Annotated in this window: 15 protein-coding genes; 9 read left to right on the top strand and 6 right to left on the bottom strand. The window is 69.5% G+C overall.

Annotated features, from left to right (window positions below; translation table 11 throughout):
• The first annotated feature begins 107 nt into the window (after nt 1–107).
• On the top strand, nt 108–1,190 hold the full coding sequence (locus ACWD6P_RS21720; RefSeq protein WP_451445780.1) for a DUF5937 family protein: 1,083 nt from the start codon (nt 108–110) through the stop codon (nt 1,188–1,190).
• A 27-nt stretch (nt 1,191–1,217) separates the two neighbouring features.
• Here ACWD6P_RS21720 and ACWD6P_RS21715 read toward each other — a convergent pair whose 3' ends face one another.
• Complete coding sequence (locus ACWD6P_RS21715; RefSeq protein ID WP_451445779.1) at nt 1,218–2,141, bottom strand: aminoglycoside phosphotransferase family protein; 924 nt, start codon at nt 2,139–2,141, stop codon at nt 1,218–1,220.
• Between the two features lie 307 nt (nt 2,142–2,448).
• Here ACWD6P_RS21715 and ACWD6P_RS21710 point away from each other — a divergent pair, with 307 nt between their 5' ends.
• Nucleotides 2,449–3,741, top strand: a complete 1,293-nt coding sequence (locus tag ACWD6P_RS21710; RefSeq protein WP_451445778.1) for a glycosyltransferase — start codon at nt 2,449–2,451, stop codon at nt 3,739–3,741.
• 67 nt (nt 3,742–3,808) lie between these two features.
• Here ACWD6P_RS21710 and ACWD6P_RS21705 read toward each other — a convergent pair whose 3' ends face one another.
• A complete protein-coding gene (locus ACWD6P_RS21705; protein WP_451445777.1) occupies nt 3,809–4,660 on the bottom strand; it encodes a dienelactone hydrolase family protein in 852 nt (283 codons plus the stop codon).
• A gap of 132 nt (nt 4,661–4,792) precedes the next feature.
• Nucleotides 4,793–5,632 carry a DUF1963 domain-containing protein gene (locus ACWD6P_RS21700; protein WP_451445776.1) on the bottom strand — a complete coding sequence of 280 codons (840 nt, stop codon included), beginning with the start codon at nt 5,630–5,632 and terminating at the stop codon, nt 4,793–4,795.
• 256 nt (nt 5,633–5,888) lie between these two features.
• Between ACWD6P_RS21700 and ACWD6P_RS21695 the strand changes: the two genes are divergently transcribed.
• Nucleotides 5,889–7,634 (top strand): hydroxysqualene dehydroxylase, encoded by a 1,746-nt coding sequence (locus tag ACWD6P_RS21695; RefSeq protein ID WP_451445775.1) that lies wholly within the window; start codon nt 5,889–5,891, stop codon nt 7,632–7,634.
• A 35-nt stretch (nt 7,635–7,669) separates the two neighbouring features.
• On the opposite strand, the gene ACWD6P_RS21690 is transcribed toward ACWD6P_RS21695, so the two are convergent.
• Nucleotides 7,670–8,395 carry a nucleotidyltransferase domain-containing protein gene (locus ACWD6P_RS21690; protein ID WP_451445774.1) on the bottom strand — a complete coding sequence of 242 codons (726 nt, stop codon included), beginning with the start codon at nt 8,393–8,395 and terminating at the stop codon, nt 7,670–7,672.
• A gap of 290 nt (nt 8,396–8,685) precedes the next feature.
• Here ACWD6P_RS21690 and ACWD6P_RS21685 point away from each other — a divergent pair, with 290 nt between their 5' ends.
• A complete protein-coding gene (locus ACWD6P_RS21685; protein ID WP_451445773.1) occupies nt 8,686–9,171 on the top strand; it encodes a DUF4334 domain-containing protein in 486 nt (161 codons plus the stop codon).
• A 115-nt stretch (nt 9,172–9,286) separates the two neighbouring features.
• On the top strand, nt 9,287–10,378 hold the full coding sequence (locus ACWD6P_RS21680) for an NAD(P)-dependent alcohol dehydrogenase (RefSeq protein ID WP_451445772.1): 1,092 nt from the start codon (nt 9,287–9,289) through the stop codon (nt 10,376–10,378).
• Between the two features lie 18 nt (nt 10,379–10,396).
• On the opposite strand, the gene ACWD6P_RS21675 is transcribed toward ACWD6P_RS21680, so the two are convergent.
• Nucleotides 10,397–11,272: a GNAT family N-acetyltransferase gene (locus tag ACWD6P_RS21675; RefSeq protein ID WP_451445771.1), complete on the bottom strand. Its 876-nt coding sequence runs from the start codon at nt 11,270–11,272 to the stop codon at nt 10,397–10,399.
• 342 nt (nt 11,273–11,614) lie between these two features.
• On the opposite strand from ACWD6P_RS21675, the gene ACWD6P_RS21670 reads away from it, so the two are divergent.
• Both ACWD6P_RS21670 and ACWD6P_RS21665 read left to right on the top strand, forming a co-directional pair.
• The gene (locus tag ACWD6P_RS21670) at nt 11,615–11,917 is read left to right on the top strand and encodes a hypothetical protein (RefSeq protein WP_451445770.1); all 303 of its coding nucleotides are present in this window, start codon (nt 11,615–11,617) and stop codon (nt 11,915–11,917) included.
• A 135-nt stretch (nt 11,918–12,052) separates the two neighbouring features.
• Nucleotides 12,053–12,328: a hypothetical protein gene (locus ACWD6P_RS21665; protein ID WP_451445769.1), complete on the top strand. Its 276-nt coding sequence runs from the start codon at nt 12,053–12,055 to the stop codon at nt 12,326–12,328.
• 73 nt (nt 12,329–12,401) lie between these two features.
• On the opposite strand, the gene putP is transcribed toward ACWD6P_RS21665, so the two are convergent.
• The gene (gene putP, locus ACWD6P_RS21660; RefSeq protein WP_451445768.1) at nt 12,402–13,904 is read right to left on the bottom strand and encodes a sodium/proline symporter PutP; all 1,503 of its coding nucleotides are present in this window, start codon (nt 13,902–13,904) and stop codon (nt 12,402–12,404) included.
• A 702-nt stretch (nt 13,905–14,606) separates the two neighbouring features.
• Between putP and ACWD6P_RS21655 the strand changes: the two genes are divergently transcribed.
• Both ACWD6P_RS21655 and ACWD6P_RS21650 read left to right on the top strand, forming a co-directional pair.
• A complete protein-coding gene (locus ACWD6P_RS21655) occupies nt 14,607–15,977 on the top strand; it encodes a family 2B encapsulin nanocompartment shell protein (RefSeq protein WP_451445835.1) in 1,371 nt (456 codons plus the stop codon).
• Nucleotides 15,964–17,538: a SufS family cysteine desulfurase gene (locus tag ACWD6P_RS21650; RefSeq protein WP_451445767.1), complete on the top strand. Its 1,575-nt coding sequence runs from the start codon at nt 15,964–15,966 to the stop codon at nt 17,536–17,538. Before ACWD6P_RS21655 ends, ACWD6P_RS21650 begins: the two co-directional genes overlap by 14 nt.
• Nucleotides 17,539–17,651 lie beyond the last annotated feature (113 nt).

Raw genomic sequence — 17,651 nt, 5'->3', positions numbered from 1 at the left:
CCCCGCCCGCCCCGGGTCTGCCACGGGGCGGGCGCGGGGTCCCTGGCGACCGCGAGGCCGGCCGTTGTGCGGCACCGGACCCCCCCAGGAGGCTGGACACTGAAGAGATGAGCGTGGTGATCGATGTCTCGAACGTTCCCCTGGAACGCATCTCCTTCGGGGTTTCTCCGCTTGCCGAACTGGGAGCGGCCCTGCATGTCCTGGCCGAGCCGTCACACCACCCCGGCCTCCTCGACTGGGCCGTGGAGACCAGGGCCGGCCTCCCGCCGGACCTGGCCGACAGGCTGTACGAGGCGGACCTCCTCTGGCGCTCCACACGGTCGGACCTGTTCCTGCCCGCCATCGCCACGACGGACCTCACGGAGGAACTGGACGCATGGGACCGGATGGACGACGACGCCTTCGTGGTCGCCGTGGTGGAGGTCTCCTGCGCCACCTCGTTCACACATCCCGAGCCGTCTCCCCTGCACCGTGCGGAGGACCGCCGGCGGGCCCGGGAGCTCGCCGCCGGGCGGGGAGTGCGCCAGGCCGCGTTCGTCGACCGGCTGCTGACGGAGCCGCAGAAGGTACGAAGCTGGCTGCGCCGGCTGCTGGAGGACTGCGCGGACGCCTTCTTCGAAGAGCTCTGGCAGCGCGTGCGGCCTCAACTGGCGACCGATGCCCGCCACAAGAGCGACATCCTCCGGCACCACGGGCTGGAGCGGGCTGCCACCGCCGTATCCCCTGCCCTCACTCTCGACGCCGCGCGCGGCCACCTCGTGGTCGACAAACTGCAGGACGGCTGGGTGAGGGCCTCCGACACCGGATTTCTCTTCCTGCCCACCGCCTTCGGATGGCCACATCTCGTCGTCCGGGACGCCCACGGCGACCGGCCGGTCCTCCAGTACCCGGTCGCCTCCCCCGACCTGCCACCGACCCTGTCACTGACCACCGTCCAGCAGCGCCTGGAAGCCGTGGCCCACCCCCTCCGGCTGCGCCTGTGCCGGACGCTCGCCCGCGGCCCCCACTCGACGAAGGAACTGGCCGACGCCAACGGCCTCACCGCGCCTGAGGTGTCCCGGCATCTCGCCATCCTGAAGAAGGCCGGCCTCACCCGCACCCGACGCGAAGGCCGTTACGTCCTCCACGAACTCGACATCGACCTGGTCAGCCGCCTCGGCGCCGACCTGCTGGGGAACGCGCTGCGCTAGGGACAGGCCTTAGGGCGCGGGGTCGGGTCACCGGTTCAGCAGTGACTCCGCGACAACGACGGACGGCGGGGAGAGCGCGGTCGCGCCGTCATCGATGTCCCACAGCGAGTTCTGCAGCAGCCGCCCCAGCGTCCAGCCGGTCGCACGTGCCCGGTCCAGGCCGAGGACCTCCGTGAGCAGGTCGAAGCGGCGCCGCACCACACGCAGCGGGTCGCCCTTGGCCACGACGTCGTCCCACCGGCTGTCCAGGGCGGGCCACAGGTCGAAGCCGGGATCCCCGGCGAGCGGCTCGGGATCGATGGCGAGCCACGGCTCGCGCTCGCCGGCGAGCACGTTGTCGTAGTGCAGATCCCAATGCAGCAGCCGGTCACCGGGTTCGCCGGCCAGCTCGGCCACCGCCGACGCCCAACCGCTCAGGAGCCGCCGGTCGGCCGGGTCGGCCAGAGCCGTGACCGCCTGCGGAACCCGCTCCAGCATCTCCCCGGCGATGTCGCCCAGGCGCCGTAGCCCCTGCGGCGCGGCGACGCGGACCAGCCGTGACTGAAGACCGGCGAGGATCCCCATCGCCATGTCGTCGTCCGCGATCGAGGCCAGCGTACGGGCCCCGTCCAGCCGCTCCAGGAGCATGGTGCTGCTCTCGGGATCGTGGTCGAGCAGCCGCACCATCCCCTCGCCGCGCCATGTGCGCAGCCCGATGAGGGCAGCGGTGGTCTCCTCCCTGGCCATCTGGAGTTTGAGGGCCGCCCGCGTGCCGTCCTTGCGCAATACCGGCAACACCAGCGAGGCTTCCCCTGCCCCTGCTGCACCGTCCCGTTTCAGTTCCCAGCGTTCCAGGAATTCCGCGGCGAGAGCCGGCAGCGCGGCGATCCAGGCAATCCCTTCCTCGCCAAAGCTTCTGGCGTACGACGACGCCAGGTTCGCCGGGACCTCGCCCACGCTCGACGTACTCATATCCGACTCATATCCCGCTCATATCCGATTTCCCGCACAGGAGTTGAGATTCCCGCGGCAGCCTTCCGGAGATCGACTCCGGCCAACTCGCCTTCCATACCGCTGCCTTGAGTGTAGTGACGGCCTTCCCGCGCAACGCGGCGCCTGAGCCCGCTCTTTCCCGACCGCCGCACCGGACGCGGCACCGGCGCCCGCCGCCTCCTGCGGAAAAGTTCGCCCGGCTGCGTCTGCGGTTCCTCCGTATCGGTACCGATACCTATAGCAATGCCCACTGACCAGCCAGTTTTTATACGGGAAGGACGTTCAGGTGAAGGTTCTGCTGGCAACCCACGGATCACGTGGCGACATCCAGCCATTTGTGACCCTGGCCTGCGGATTGATGGCAGCCGGACACGACGTCACGCTGATGGGGCCACGCTCCTTCTCGGATCTGGCCGGCCCGGCAGGAGTGCCCTATCTTCCGATCGCGGACGGTCCGCTTGAGCTCCGCACCGACCCTGTGGTGCGCAAGGCCAACGAGGACCGCCGCGGACTTCGCGGCGCCGTGCTGGGGGCGAGGTGGTTCTCACGCAACCGGCCGCACTGCGTGAAAGTCCTGGAAGACCTGACCGCCAAAGTCACCGAGCAGTGCCGGCCCGACGTCGTGGTCTTCCCGCCCTGGGTGCCGGCGCATCACCTTGCCGAGTGGCTGCGGGTACCTGCCGTACCCGCGTGCTTTCAGCCCGGCTGGGTACCCACCCCGGACCTGGTCAATCCCCTGCTGACCGGGCGGCTGCCCGCCTCGCTGAGCCGCGCCTCCTACGCCCTGGCCGAGCTGCCCGTCCGTCTCCTGTACGGCTCGTCGGTAGCCCGCCTGCGACGCGAACCCCTGGGCCTGCCGCGCCGCGGCAGCAAACGCAGCATCTTGTCCCGGCCCGACGGCACACCCGCCACCGTGCTGCAGGCATTCGACCCCTGCCTGCTTCCCGGCACCCCGCGATACCCCCCGACCACCCACACCACAGGCTTCTGGCACCCACCGGTCAGCCCCGGATGGCGCATGCCGGCGCGCCTGCGCGCGTTCCTCGACGCGGGTCCCAGACCCGTCTACATCGGGTTCGGCAGCATGGCCGGAAGCAACCCCGCCGCCAAGAGCGCAGCCATCCTGGCAGCCGTACGACAGGCCAAGGTCCGCGCTGTGATCGCCACCGGCTGGGGCGGCCTCGTCCCCCCGCACGACGAACACGGCCGAGAGCCCGAAGACCTCTTCTTCGTGGACCAAGTGCCGCACGACAGGCTCTTCCCGCACATGGCCGCCGTCGTTCACCACGGCGGCGCCGGCACCACCGCGGCGGCCCTGCGCTCGGGCCGCCCCCAAGTCGTCTGTCCCTTCACCTTCGACCAGCCGTTCTGGGCCCACCGCATGCACAGCCTCGGCATCGCGCCGCGACCACTGCCCCAGTACCACCTCACCACAGGCCGTCTGGCCGAACTGCTCCACGACACGGTGAACAACCCTGGAATGGCTGAGCGCGCGCAACAGCTCGGGGTCCACACCGCCGCCCGGGACGGGGTGCCCAAGGCCATTCAGGTACTCGAAGACCTGGTGAAGGCTCCTTGAGGGCGGGACCGCTGAGGCCGAGCCGCGGGCCCCGCCCCCGGGTCCCCTCTCCCCGGCGCGGTCCCGCTCACGGTCTTTCTTCCGCCGCCGTGCCGCGGTGCTCCTTGAGCAGACGGCTACGGAACAGGTCGAGCACCTCGTCCAGCGCCGCACGGGTCGGCTGCCCGGGTTCGTCGATGAGGTGCTCGGTCACTACGGCGTGCGGCGGCATCGCCGCGTCGGGGTTCGCGGCGCTGTCGTCGAGTTCTACGGCCACGAACGCCTCACCGAGTTCACGGCGCAGAAAGGCGAACCGGTCGCCCGGCACCAACCGGTCCCCCCGGAAACGCAGGCCCATGACCCGCAGGCCGTCGCGTTCGCAGCGGGCCCGGACGGCGGCGAGGTCCTCGGCACCGATGTCGATGCCGGCGGCTTGGCGCTTGGTGAGCGCCAACGGCAGCGACGGCTGGGACAGGACAGGGGCCACCAGCCGCTCATCGGCGGCCATGGCCAGGGCGAACCCACCCGTCAGACACATACCGATCGCCCCGACCCCCGGGCCGCCACAGCGCTGGTGCTCGTCCGCGGCCAGGGCCCGCAGCCAGGTCACCACCGGTGAGGACTTCCCGGTGGCCAGCACGGTGAACTCCCGGCTTACGCACACCTGCCACACCGACGAGGCCGTATAGAGCCCGGACCTCAGCCGGCCATCGGCTGCGGGGTGGGCACCGCGCCCCGGCGTTCCGAAGAGCACCGGAAGTACCGCGGTGCAGCCGATGTCGGCCACCCGCTCCGCGAACTCGAGCACCTTCGGCGTGATCCCCGGAATCTCCGCCATCACGATCACCGCGGGGCCCGTACCACGCCGCAGGACCTCGCGGGCGACACCGTCATGGGTGAACGTGCCCCGGTCGAAGCCGGTCAGGTCATGATCTGCCATGGACTACCACCATCCTGGTCGGGTACCGCTCGCACACTGATCACGCACCGCTCCGCCCCCGCACCGCGGAGAGAGCGGCAGGCCCGCATCCTTGCAAGCCCGCATCCTTGCAGGAACATCGCCACCGGGTGGTCACCAGATGTCCGGGGTCGGGACCGCCCGGCTGAAGTCGACGGCCCGCAGCGCCTCGGTGGGTATCGCCCAGTGCATCCAGCCGCCGTCGCCGCCGAGGTACCACTCGTCCTGTCCGGACAGCTGGAGCAGGTGGTGGTAGGTGGTCGGGTCTTCGCCCCACGGCACCATCGGCGAACTCCCCGTGGGGAACTTCGGCCATCCGAAGGCCACGTCCTCGGAAACCAGCGCACCCGGCCGGCTCGACCAGTCCGTGAGCAGCCCTTCCACGTACTGCCCTGGCATGGCCCTGGCCATGTCGTCGGCCTCGGGTCCCAGATCGAGGGCCTTCCAGGCCGGGTCCCAGGTGTCGGGGAAGTCGAACCCGGGCGTGGCTGCCCAGCCGACCGGCTCGAAGACGCTCGACCGGGCGGGTGGATCCGTCTCGACGGCGTGTGCGGAACGGGCCGCGATCACCTTGCCGAGCTGCGGGTGGAAGCAGTCGTACTTGAGCGCCAGCTCGTAGGAGGCGGGATCGCACTGCTCGGAGTCGGTGTCGAGACAGAAGAAGTTGAGCAGGCCCGTCCCGGCCGGGAGGACGTCATCGAGCCAGGGAGCCAAGGCGTCGGTGTCGAGGACGGCCATCAGGCTCAGCGGAAGGCCTTCGCACGTCGGCCAGGGCGTGCCCGGTTCGAGCATCGCCCGTCCGCCGAACCGGCTGTGGCCGGCGGCGTCGCCGGGACCGGCTGCGGTGAGTGCGAAACCGGGTCGGGCGAGGCGGACGAAGCGGGCGGCGAGATCGGCGCCGAGGCGTTCGGCACAGAAGTCACGAAGGGCGGAGCGGGTGGCATCTGGGTCCATGCGGGCATTCAAACACCCCCCTCTGACAGTCGGGACGAGGCCGTTGGATACGACGCTCCGCTCGCGTGCCCTGCGGCGACAAGCCGGTGACCTGATCCGGTCCGGGGCCGGTTTCGCGGATGCCGAGGTGGTCCAGGATCAGATCGTTCTGGATTCAAGTCGGTTCGGCTCATGGGTGGTTCGGCGGTGTTTCGGTCCGGTGGCCGAGCCCATGGGTGCGACGGCGACAATGACGACAAGGAGCATCGCTGTGTCCATGAGCCCTGATCCCGGGTCGGTGGCGGTGCTGGGCGGCGGCGTCGCGGGGCTGACCGCGGCGCATGAGCTCGCCGAACGCGGTTACCGCGTCACGGTGTACGAGCGCAATGACATACCCGGCGGCAAGGCGCGCAGCATGGACGTACCGGGCACCGGCACCGGTGGGCGTCGCCCGCTGCCCGGTGAGCACGGCTTCCGCTTCTTCCCGGGGTTCTATCGCAACCTTCCGGACACGCTGCGCCGGATCCCGTATCCGAATGAGTCGGGCAGCGTCCACGGAAATCTGGTGGACACCACCGAGTGTCTCGTGGCCCGTGACGGCGGCCGTCCGAACCTGCGGTTTCCGGTCCGGAGGCTGTTGTCGTTACCCGGTCCGCAGTCGCTGCTGCCCGGTGCCCTGGTGGAGAGTCTGGCCGGACTTCTGGACACCGCGCTGAACCTGCCGCCTTCCGAGGTCGCCCACTTCCTCGGCCGTCTGCTCGTCCACATCACCAGCTGCGAGCTCCGGCGGACCGAGCAGTGGGAGAGGGTGCCGTGGTGGAAATTCATCAACGCCGACGCCATGTCACGGGAGTACCAGCAGCTGCTCGCCGTCGGGATCACCCGGGACCTGGTCGCCATCCAGGCCGAGGTGGCGAGCACACGCACCGTCGGCCGCCTCATCCAGGCGTTCCTCTACAACCTGCTCGGCCGGGGCAACGACGGTGAGATCGACCGGGTGCTCAACGCGCCCACCAGCGAGGCATGGATCACGCCCTGGGAGGAGCATCTCCGTGGCCTCGGCGTCGAGTTCGAGTTCGGTACCGAAGTCGAGGAGCTCGTCTACGAGGGTGGCCGGATCACCGGCGCCAGGGTGCGGGCCACGAGCAGCGCAGCGACCCGTACGGTGGTCGCCGACCACTACATCAGCGCCATGCCCGTCCAGGACGCCCGCGCCACCTGGGGCACGGGCCTTCGGGCCGCCGACCCGCAACTCGCACGCTGCGACCGGCTCCGGACGGCCTGGATGGTCGGCATACAGTTCTACCTGCGTTCCCGCACGCCCCTCGCGCACGGGCATGTGATCCATGTGGACTCGCCGTGGGCACTCACCTCGGTCAGCCAGTCGCAGTTCTGGAAGGGCCGTGACATCCCCTCGGCCTACGGGGACGGAGAGGTGGCCGACTGTCTCTCCGTTGACATCTCGGCGTGGGACAAGCCGGGGATCCTGTACGGAAAGCCGGGGATCAAGTGCACCCCGGACGAGGTTCGGCGGGAGGTCTGGGCGCAGCTCCAAGCGGGGCTGAACGGGCCGGGGCGGCGAGTGCTCGACGACGCGGACCTGCACTCGTGGTTCATGGACCCGGCAGTGACCGGCCTCGGCGGCCCTTCGCCGGCCAACCGGGAGCAGCTGCTCATCCACCCCGTGGGCACCTGGTACGACCGGCCGTCGAGCCGCACCGCGGTGCCGAACCTGTTTCTGGCCGGGGACTACGTTGCCACCGACATCGATCTGGCGACGATGGAGGGCGCCAACGAGTCCGCGCGGCGTGCGGTCAACGCGCTGCTGGACGCGGACGGTTCGGCGGCCCCCCGCTGCCGGATCCGGCGGCTCTACCGTCCGCCCGAGCTGACGTTCCTCCACAAGCTCGACGAGATCAGGTACCGATCCGGCCTGCCCCATCTCTTCGACCGCGAACAGGCCGTCTCGTTCCGGTCGTCCGACCGCCGGGCCGGCCGGCGTTCGGTGGTGGACACGCAGTAGGCACGGCAGGGCGGACCTTCAGTGGACGCCGCGGGTCACCCACCCCATCGTTGTGTGTACCCCTCGCGCAGCGGGCCGCCGAGCAGGTCGAGCACGTTCTCGGCCGCGGCCGCCAAGGGGGCGGGGTCGCCGTGTTCGGCCACGGTCTGGTGGCCGTCCAGCAGCGCCTTGCCCCGTACGGGGTCCGCGCTGAGCAGCCTGCGCGGCAGCCACTTGCCGATGCCTGTCCAGGCGCTGTGGTGGGCGGTGAGCAGGTGCGCGGCCTCGCGCAGGGTGGCGTCGGCGAGGGACAGCTGTTCGTGGCGGTGCGCCGGCTGAGTGTCGATCAGGTCGTCCATGAAGCAGGTGAGGAGGTAGCGACCGCGTTCCCACTCCGCCGAGGTGAGTGGTGGCGGGCCAGCCGCGAGTACCTCCCGGGCCTGTGCGCGGACGCGGGAGAGGTCTCCGTGCGCGTCCATCAGGGGCAAGCCCTGGTCATAGATGAACAGGACGGTGCCCCGGCGGCGGGCCCTGTCCCATTCGAAGGCCGCCGGGACGTCCGCGAGGGTGTGCAGGAACAGCTCTGCCAGGCGGCCGTCGTGGCGTATCACCTCGCGGCGGCTGATGTCGGAGTCCGGGAGCAGGACCGCCACGTCCAGATCGCTGGTCGGAGTTTCGCGGCCTTGGGCGGCCGAGCCGCCGAGTATCGCGCCCAGGGCGTTCGGGTAGCGGCTCGTGATCAGGCGAAGAGCCTGGGCCGCCGGGGCTGCTTGATCGTTCATGGCTGTTCATCGTGCCAGCCCCCTAGGGCGCCCTCCACCACGGCCGCGGAGAGGAAGACGGGTTTCGCGGCCGTGTCCGCGTGCTGTGGGCGAGGTCCGTCCGCCGAGAATGGAGCTTGCTCCCGCAGCTGGTCGGGTCAGCCTGCGGTCGGCAGTCGAAGCACGGGGTGAATTTCGGACAACACCCGGCAGGGGCAATGGCGGGTTGGCAGCCCCCCAACAACCGGTGATTTCGGGCGCGTTAGTGTCGGGAAATCGAAGAGAGCGAAGAGGACGGGAAATCCGAGGGAATGAGTGAGCACTTGATGGATGACGAGCAGGCCCGCAGTTGTATCGCCGCTATCCGGGCGGCCGATGACACCGTGTTCGATACGGGCGAGCTGGACCAGCTGTGGGCGGTGCTGGATTCCGTACGTCCCGAGGCGATCCTCGGGACCTGGAAGGGCCGCGTCGTTGCCACCGGTCACCGGATGGAGAGCATGTTGGCCCAGGTCAACTGGTACGGCAAGACCTTCCATTCGCCGAGCCGGGTCGAGCCGCTGATCTGCCAGGACGAGCACGGCGCGCGCTATTCGAATACCGAGCTGTCCAAGGGCGAGGCGAGCCTGTGGATGGTGGAGTTCCGAGGGGAGACGACCGCCACGATGGTCTATGACGGCCTGCCCATACTCGACCACTTCAAGCGGATCGACGGTGACACGCTGCTGGGAGTCATGAACGGCAAGGACGTCCTCGACGAGGGACGCCACTTCTACTTCCTCCTCGAACGCGCCTGAAAAGAGGTGCGGTTGCCCGGCGGCCGAGGAACCTCGGGCCGCCGGTGCAGGCAGTGTCCCTCCCACCATTTCGCCGCGCAGACCCAGCGGCGGCCGACAGCCAAGGAAGATGCACGTGCGGATACAAGCGGCTCTTGTGGAGTCCCCCGGCGGTCCCTTCACCCTCCACGATCTTGAGCTCGATGCGCCGCGGGCTGACGAGATCCTGGTCCGGATCACGGCCTCGGGCATCTGCCACACCGACCTCACCATGCGGCGGGTACGCCCCCAAGAGCTCCTGCCCATGGTCTTCGGTCACGAGGGCGCCGGCGTCGTAGAGGCAGTGGGAGAGGCGGTGACCACCGTCGTCCCCGGTGACACCGTGTGCCTCACCTATCGGAGCTGCGGCGCCTGTGGACAGTGCTCGACGGGCGGCCCGGCCTACTGCGAGCGCGCCGGCAGCCTCAACGCAAGCGGCTCCCGCCCCGACGGCAGCACCCCGCTCTCACGCCTGGACGGTTCCCCGGTCTACGGCAACTTCTTCGGCCAGTCCGCCTTCGCGACCCACTGCCTCACCTTCGAGAGCAACACCGTCAAGGTTCCCGCAGACCTGCCTCCCACCGTGGTTGCGCCCTTGGGATGCAGCGTCCAAACCGGGGTGGGTACGGTCCGCACCGTCCTGCGTCCCGAACCGGGTGCCGCCCTCGCCGTCTTCGGTGCCGGCAGCGTAGGGCTGAGCTCGGTCATGGCCGCGGTCGCCGACGGCTGTACCGTCATCGCGGTCGACCCCGTCGCCTCCCGCCGCGCGCTGGCCCTGGAGCTCGGTGCCGCAGCAGTCGTCGACCCCACCGCCGAGGACGACGTGGCGGCCGCCGTGCGCGACCTCACGCGCGGGGGGCCGCACCACGCCATCGACACGACCGGCCAGTCCGCGGTGATTTCCCAGGCCGTCAGCGCCCTGCGCAGACGGGGCACACTCGCCCTGATCGGCATCGGCGCGGCCGAGTTCGACACCATGACGGTGATGACCAAGGGGATCACCATCCGGGGCGTGACCGAAGGCGACGCCGTACCCGCCGAGACCCTCCCCCAGCTGATCGGCCTCCACCGCCAGGGAAAACTCCCGTTGGAGAAGCTCATCACCGAGTTCCCCTTCACCGACATCGAGGCGGCCGCCAAAGCCGCTGCGGCGGGCCACGTCATCAAGCCCGTTCTCACCCTCGACTGAGCGTTGTCCTGCTCAACCTCACTCCGTGGGCGGTGCGACGTAGGTGTGGGTGCGGGTGTACGGGGCGAAGCCCATGGACTCGTAGAGCCGTTTGGGCACGGGATAGGCGGCGTCACCGCGCGCGTAGACGAGGGCGCGCTCACCACCGGCACGGGCGAACGCATGGAGGACCGCGATGCAGACCGCGCGGGCCAGGCCCAGGCGCCGGTGCCCGGGGTGGGTGCCGACCGGTTCGAACGCGCCGACCCGGTTGACCTCGTCGTACCACCCTTGGCAGTAGGCGACGATCTCGCCTGCGGGAGAGGCCACGACGAGGTCGAGTTCGGGGCGGTAGGGCCACACCTCCCTCATGCCGGTATGGCGTTCGGTGGTGATCCGGGTCGAGCCGAAGGCGGCACGGTGCGCTGCGGCCCGGCCGGCCACGTCGGCCGGGCTCCGCTGCGGGCGGATGGTGTAGCCGTCGGGAAGGTGCGGAATGTCCGGCAGTTGGGCGAGCAGGCGGTCGAGGCACGCCATGAAGGGGCCGTCGGTCGCGCGCGTGTAGCCGCGCCGGACAAGTGCGGCTGTCAGATGGGGTTCGGTCTCTGCGACGTCAACGGTGAGCGGGCCGCGCGCCGTCTGCTCGGCCCACTCAAGGACGTCGTCGGCCAGTTCCGCGTGGTCCGGGTCGACCTGGAGCATCAGGCTGTCGGGCAGTTCGAGCCGGCCCCAGGCCAGGGTCCGTTCCTGCTCCGCCCAGACCGCCGTCGGGTTCTGGGCGGCACGGTCGTGGGACAGGCACCAGTTCCAGGCGATGTCACCGATGTGCCGGTAGCCGGTGACGGGAAAGGTTCGGGTGGCGAGGTCCTGCATGGCGCGCAGTGCCTTGGGCCCGGCGTGTTCGTGGCGTCGCATGCGCACCATCGTTCCGAACGGGATCTCGGTCGGGCAACGGAGTTATCCAGCTCTCCAAGCTCTCCCCGCCTGGTCAAGGTGTGTCATGAGGTGATGCGACGGGCAGGCCAGCCCGCTCCCCCAGGCCTGCACCTTCGTCATGGGGGACGCCGGCGGTTCCGAGCGAGCGCGTGGTCATGGTCAGGGCGACCGGGCTTCTGCCGATGGCGTGCCGGACGCCGGTTACGATCAAGCCTTCGGCGCCGGGAGCCGGCCGCGCTGCCGCGGTCCGCGGGACCTGTCGCCCCCACCCACGCCCCCGACCCGTACCAGCAACCCCCTGCGCAGAAGGACAACCCGCCCGTGAAGAAGAGCGCGATAGCCGGCGTCAGCATCCTCGGCCTGCTTGTGGCCGTCGGCGCCTACGAAGGCTGCGCCGCCACCAACGACCCGCTGACCCTCGCGGAGTACCAGCAAATAAAGGCCGGCAGCAGCGACAAAACCCTCAGTCGCTTTGCGAGCACGTGCCAGCAGGAAAGCGAAACCGAACCCGCCGACGGCTATCCCGTCACCTGGACCTGCTACGGCGCCGACGGCGTCGGCAGTGCGGTGTTCTTCTACTCCGAAGGTGAGCTGTTCAGCAAGACGGAAACGGGACTTCAATAGCCCAACGTTCGATCAGCGCGATGGGTGAGCGATGGGTGAGCGATGCACACGGTTGGCCGTTTCCCGGCAGTAGTGTTCCGGTAAATCGAACGCGGCCGATTGCCAGCCCCGTACGCTGTAAGGCACCCTTACGTCATGTCATACGTAAGGCTCGAAGCCTGGATCGGCGGAGAGTGGCTCACCGTGGACGCCGTCAGCGTCACCGTATCCGATTCCGCGCTTACCCTCTCCTTTGAACCGCAACGGTCCGAATCCGGGTACCACAACCTCATCTGGAAACCACTGGAGAACTTCCTCAGGGAATATCGCGACGAACCGGTCGTCGTCGTACCGCAAGGACGCAATCTGCCAGTGATGTACGGGCCCGGTGCCGCAGGCCCCTTCCGACTGGCGGAGACTTCGCACGCCTGACCAGCGCCCCCCACCCCCGAGCAGGGGCGAACCGCCGCCGCGCGTGGGTGGGCAGGGTCGCCGGCCCCCGCCCTCACCCGACCGGTGCCGAGTAGGCCTGCCTCTTCTCCATGGAGCCCGACCAGATGCGTCGCGGAGGGCGGCCGACGAACTTGCCGAACAGCAGCGCCGCCGCCGTGGCCGCCAGCACACCCGGCACCATCTCGTACACACCGGATTGCAGTGGCCCGAGCAGCGGATCGATGTGTTTCCACATCACCACCGTCACCGCACCGGTCACCATGCCGGCCATCGCTCCGGCCCGCGTCATCCGCGGCCAGTACAGCGACAGGAGAATCACCGGTCCGAAGGCGGCGCCAAAACCCGCCCACGCATACGCGACGATATCCAGCACCGCGCCTCCGCTCAGCGCGATGAGATAGGCCACCAGCGCGACCACGACCACCGTCACACGAGCCGCCAGCACCATCGACGCGTCCGAAGCCCGCCGCTTCACGAATGCCCGGTAGAAGTCCTCGGTCAGCGCCATCGCCGAGACCAACAGCTGACTGTCCGCGGTGGACTTGATCGCGGCCAGAACGGCCACCAGCAATACGCCCGCGACCCACGGATTGACCAACTGGGCGCACAGCGCGATGAAGACGGTCTCCGGATTCTCCAGCGGCTGATCCAGCGCGGCGATCCCCACCAGCCCCACCAGCGAAGCGCCCGCCAGGCACACCACCACCCAGCCCACGCCGATACGGCGGGCCAGGGGAATCTCGCGGGTACTGCGGATACTCATGAAGCGGGCGAGAATGTGCGGCTGGCCGAAATAGCCCAGACCCCAGGCAAGCAGGGAAATCACCGCCACCGCGCCGAGTGACTCACCCGAGGCCCACCGGACGCCGTCGAAACCGGCCTTGGCCCCCATGTCCAAGAGGGACGAGCTCTTGTGGGTGAGCACACCATGCAGCGCGCCGAAGCCGCCCAGCAGCACGATACCGATCGCCGGGAGAGCCACGGCCGCGCAGAACATCAGCGTGGCCTGCACCGAGTGCGTCACACTCACCGCCCGGAAACCGCCCAGGACGGTGTAGACGACGATCACCACGGCGAAAACGGTGAGCGCGAACTCGAAACCGCCGCCGAAGATCCCCTCGAACAGCACGCCCCCGGCGAGCAGTCCACTGGCCACATAGACGGTGAAGAACACGACGGTGACGGTCGCCGAGACCAGGCGCAGCGCCCTGCTTCCGTCCTCGAACCGCTCCTCCAAATACGCCGACAGCGTCTTTGCGTCTCCGGCCACCTCGGTGTACGTGCGCAAACGCGGCGCAACCAGGCGCCAGTTCAGATACGTACCGATGGCCAGGCCGACGGCAATCCACGTCGCTCCGATACCGGCCGCATACACGGCGCCCGGCAACCCCAGGAAAAGCCAGCCGGACATATCGCTGGCGCCCGCGGAGAGGGCCGCGAGCGGTGCGCTCAACCGGCGTCCGCCCAAAGCGAAGTCGGAGAACGTCAAGGTGTCCTGATACGTCGAGATACCCACGGCCACCATGGCCAGCAGGAAAATCCCGAATGTGATCATGACCGGTACGATCAGGGGTGTCACCACTGCTCCCTCGGCGCAAGCACTACCACATCGTCAAGGAGCCAAGGGGAAGTTCCCATGAAGAAACCCCAGAGCAGGCTCCGGCCCCAGCCGACACTACGGACCCTCCCTCCGCGATGACACCCCTTTCACACAAGTGCCCAACAAACTCAGCCGGGCACGCCCGACGCGGAACTACGTACCCGGGCCGGACCCGACACTCACCTCCGCCCGCCCGTCTGAAGCAACCACCCTCGCGTTTCTCGCCTCGCGCCACTCCCCCGCTTCCCTCGCGCGCCGAATACCCCGGTCGCCGCTTTCCATCCCATGCGCCCCTCACAGAGCGTCATAGGCCAGTGCCATAAGCCGTCCTTTAAGAAACGCCAAGCCGTGTTATGAGAGTAAATCTGGTCGTATACGGGGTGTGGAGGGATGTCGGTTGACGTGCCGGGACGGCCTTGGAACGGGAGATTCCGCTCGGCCCGACGCGTGGTAGCGGCGGCGCAACGCCGAGTAGTCGCTCATACATACGGAATTGCTCATTCAGTCCAGCGAGCGTTTCAGGCCGCGCACCGGCAAACGGTTGGTTGCAGGGCAACGGACTCCGCCCACACGATCGGGTCGTTCCCACGTGTCGTCGGCCGTGTGCCGGCCGTTCGGCATGCCTGTCTGCGAGGAGGACCCGTGAACAACAACCAGATGAGTCTCAGCCCCGATGCGGCACGGCAACTCGCGACCACGACCAAGACCGCTCCGCAGATGCGCGGCATCACCCCGCGGTATCTGCTGCGCGCCCTGCCCTGGGTGGACGTCGAAGCGGGTGTCTTCCGCGTCAACCGCCGCCGTACGTACGTCCTCGGCGACGACCGCATCAGCACCCACAGCGACGGCGGTTCGCCCCGCATCATCCCCGGAGACCTGCGGGAACTGCCGTACCTCCGGGAGGCCGACGACGCGCTGCTCGCCGAACTGGCGGGCGCCTTCACGGAAGTCAGCTTCGAGGCCGGGCAGATGCTGGCCCAGGACGGTGACGCGCACGACCGGCTGTGGGTGATCGCCCAGGGCCGCGCCGAGAAGCGGGTGAACGGCCGCTACGGCGAGGACGCGCTGCTCGAAGTGATCGGCGACGGCCAGTTCTTCGACCTGGAGGCCTGGACCCGCTCCGAGCCCATGCCGTACCGCGTCAAGGCGCTCACCCCGGGCGTGGCGCTGTGCGTCGAGCGCAGCGTGCTCGCCGAGCTGTGCGACCGCGACGGGACGGTGCGCGGAGCGATGGACGCCTACCTCGCGGCGGACGGCGTGCTGCCGGGCGCCGAGGTACCGGTCGATCTCAGCGCCGGGCACGTCGGCGAGCCCGACCTCCCCGGGACGTTCGTCGACTACGAGGACACGCCCCGCGAGTACCACATGACCCTCGCCCAGACGGTGCTGCGCGTTCACACCAGGGTCTCCGACCTCTACAACGGCCCCATCGACCAGACCCGGGCCCAGTCCAACCTCACGGTCCACGCGCTGCGCGAGCGGCAGGAGGCCTCGCTGCTCAACCACCCGGAATTCGGCCTCTTCAACAACGTGGCCCCTGGCCAGCGGGTGCAGTCGCGTACCGGCGCGCCGACCCCCGACGACCTGGACGAGCTGCTGACGCGGGTCTGGAAGCAGCCCGGCTACTTCCTCGCGCACCCCAGGGCCATCGCCGCGTTCGGCCGGGAGTGTACGCGCCGGGGAGTGCCCCCGATCATCGACAACCGCTTCGGCAGCCCGCTGCTGACCTGGCGTGGGGTACCGCTGCTCCCCTCCGACAAGGTGCGGTTCTCCGGCAAGGCGGGCATCGGCACCACCGAGATCCTGCTGATGCGCATGGGCGAGGCCGAGCAGGGCGTGGTGGGTCTGCGTCCGGCGAAGGTCGAGGACGAGGTGGAGCCCGGCCTGTCGATGCGGAACATGGGCGTCGACCAGAAGGGCATCACGTCGTACCTGATGACGGCGTACTTCAACGCCGCGGTGCTGGTGGAGGACGCGCTGGCCGTGCTCCAGAACGTCGAGGTCACCAACTACCATGACTACTCCTGACGTTACCCGGGGCCTGTGGTCGAGCGCGGCCCCGGAAACGACGAGGGATCCGGCTACGGCGCTGCCTGCCGCCGGGGTTCCGGTGACGGCTCCGGTCGCGGCTGCGCCGCCGGCGACGGCTGCGGCCGGGACGCCGGTCACGGGTACGACCATGGCCGCGCCTGCGGTCACGGACCCGATGACAGGTCTGGTCACGGCTCCCGTCGCGGCCTCCGCCGCAGCGCCGGTCACCGATCCCGCCACCCAGGCCGCGCAGGCGGTCCAGCCCGCTCAGCCGCAGTCCGTCCCCCCGCTCCCCCTGTCCCCGCAACCCCTGCAGCCATCCGGCCTGCCGGGCCAACCGGTCGCCTTCTCGGCCGAGTTGGCGCGACGGGACTTCCCGATCCTGCACCGGACGGTGAACGGGCACCCGCTGGTCTGGCTGGACAACGGAGCCACCACGCAGAAGCCACGCCAGGTGATCGAGGCGCTGGCCGGCTTCTACGGATCCGCCAACTCCAACATCCACCGCGGTGCCCACACCATGGCCCGGGAGGCCACCGAGGCATACGAGGCGGGCCGGGCGGCGGTCGCCCAGTTCCTGGGCGCACCGTCACCGGAAGAGATCGTCTTCGTACGCGGTACCACCGAGGCCGTCAACCTCGTCGCCCAGAGCTGGGGACGGGCCAACCTCGGGCCCGGGGACGACATCCTCGTGCCGGTGCTCGAGCACCACTCCAACATCGTTCCCTGGCAGATGGTCGCCAAGGAGACCCGGGCCCGCGTGGTGCCCGTACCGCTGCTGCCCGACGGGCAGATCGACCTCGACGCGTACGCCGACCTGCTGTCCATGCGCACCCAGCTCGTCGCGATCAGCCATGCGTCGAATGTGCTCGGGACCGTCCCTCCGGTCCGCGAGATGACCGCACTGGCGCACCGCTACGGGGCGAAGGTGCTGGTGGACGGGGCGCAGGCGGTGGCGCACTTCCCCGTCGACGTACAGGATCTGGACGCGGACTTCTATGTGTTCTCCGGGCACAAGCTGTTCGCCCCGACCGGCATCGGCGCCCTGTACGCGAAGCCGGAGGTCCTGCGGGACATGGCGCCGTGGCAGGGCGGCGGGAACATGATCGAGTCGGTCGACTTCAACCGCACCTCCTACGCACCGGTGCCGCACCTCCTGGAGGCCGGTACCGGGCACATCTCCGGCGTGGTCGGTCTGCTGGCCGCGCTGAACTGGCTGATGTCCTTCGACCGGAACGCCATCGCCGCCTACGAGACCTCGCTCATGGCGCATGCGCAGCAGGCGCTGGCCACGGTCCCGGGGCTTGAGCTGCTGGGCTCCGCGCCCGACAGGATCGGCGTGCTGACCTTCACTCTCGCCGGTCACGATCCGTCACAGATCGCTGACTGGCTGGACCGGGACGGCATCGCCATCCGCGCCGGACACCACTGCGCACAACCGGCACTTGCCCACTACGGGCTGCAGAGCGCGGCCCGTGCCTCGCTCGCGCTCTACAACACGCCCGAGGAGGTGGACAAGCTGGTCGCGTCGCTGCACCAACTGCAGCAGTCGGCGTGATGCCGAGACGTCCGACCGACGTCGCCGACCGGAGCACGGAGGGCGGCGGCGGGGGGGGGGGCGCGGGTGTCGGCCCCCCCGGGAGATACCGGGCCGCCCCCAAGGGAGAGCCC

The sequence above is a fragment of the Streptomyces sp. NPDC002446 genome, from assembly GCF_053595675.1.
The sequence above is the reverse complement of the archived record's forward strand: the minus strand, read 5'-3'. Positions and strand labels throughout refer to the sequence as shown.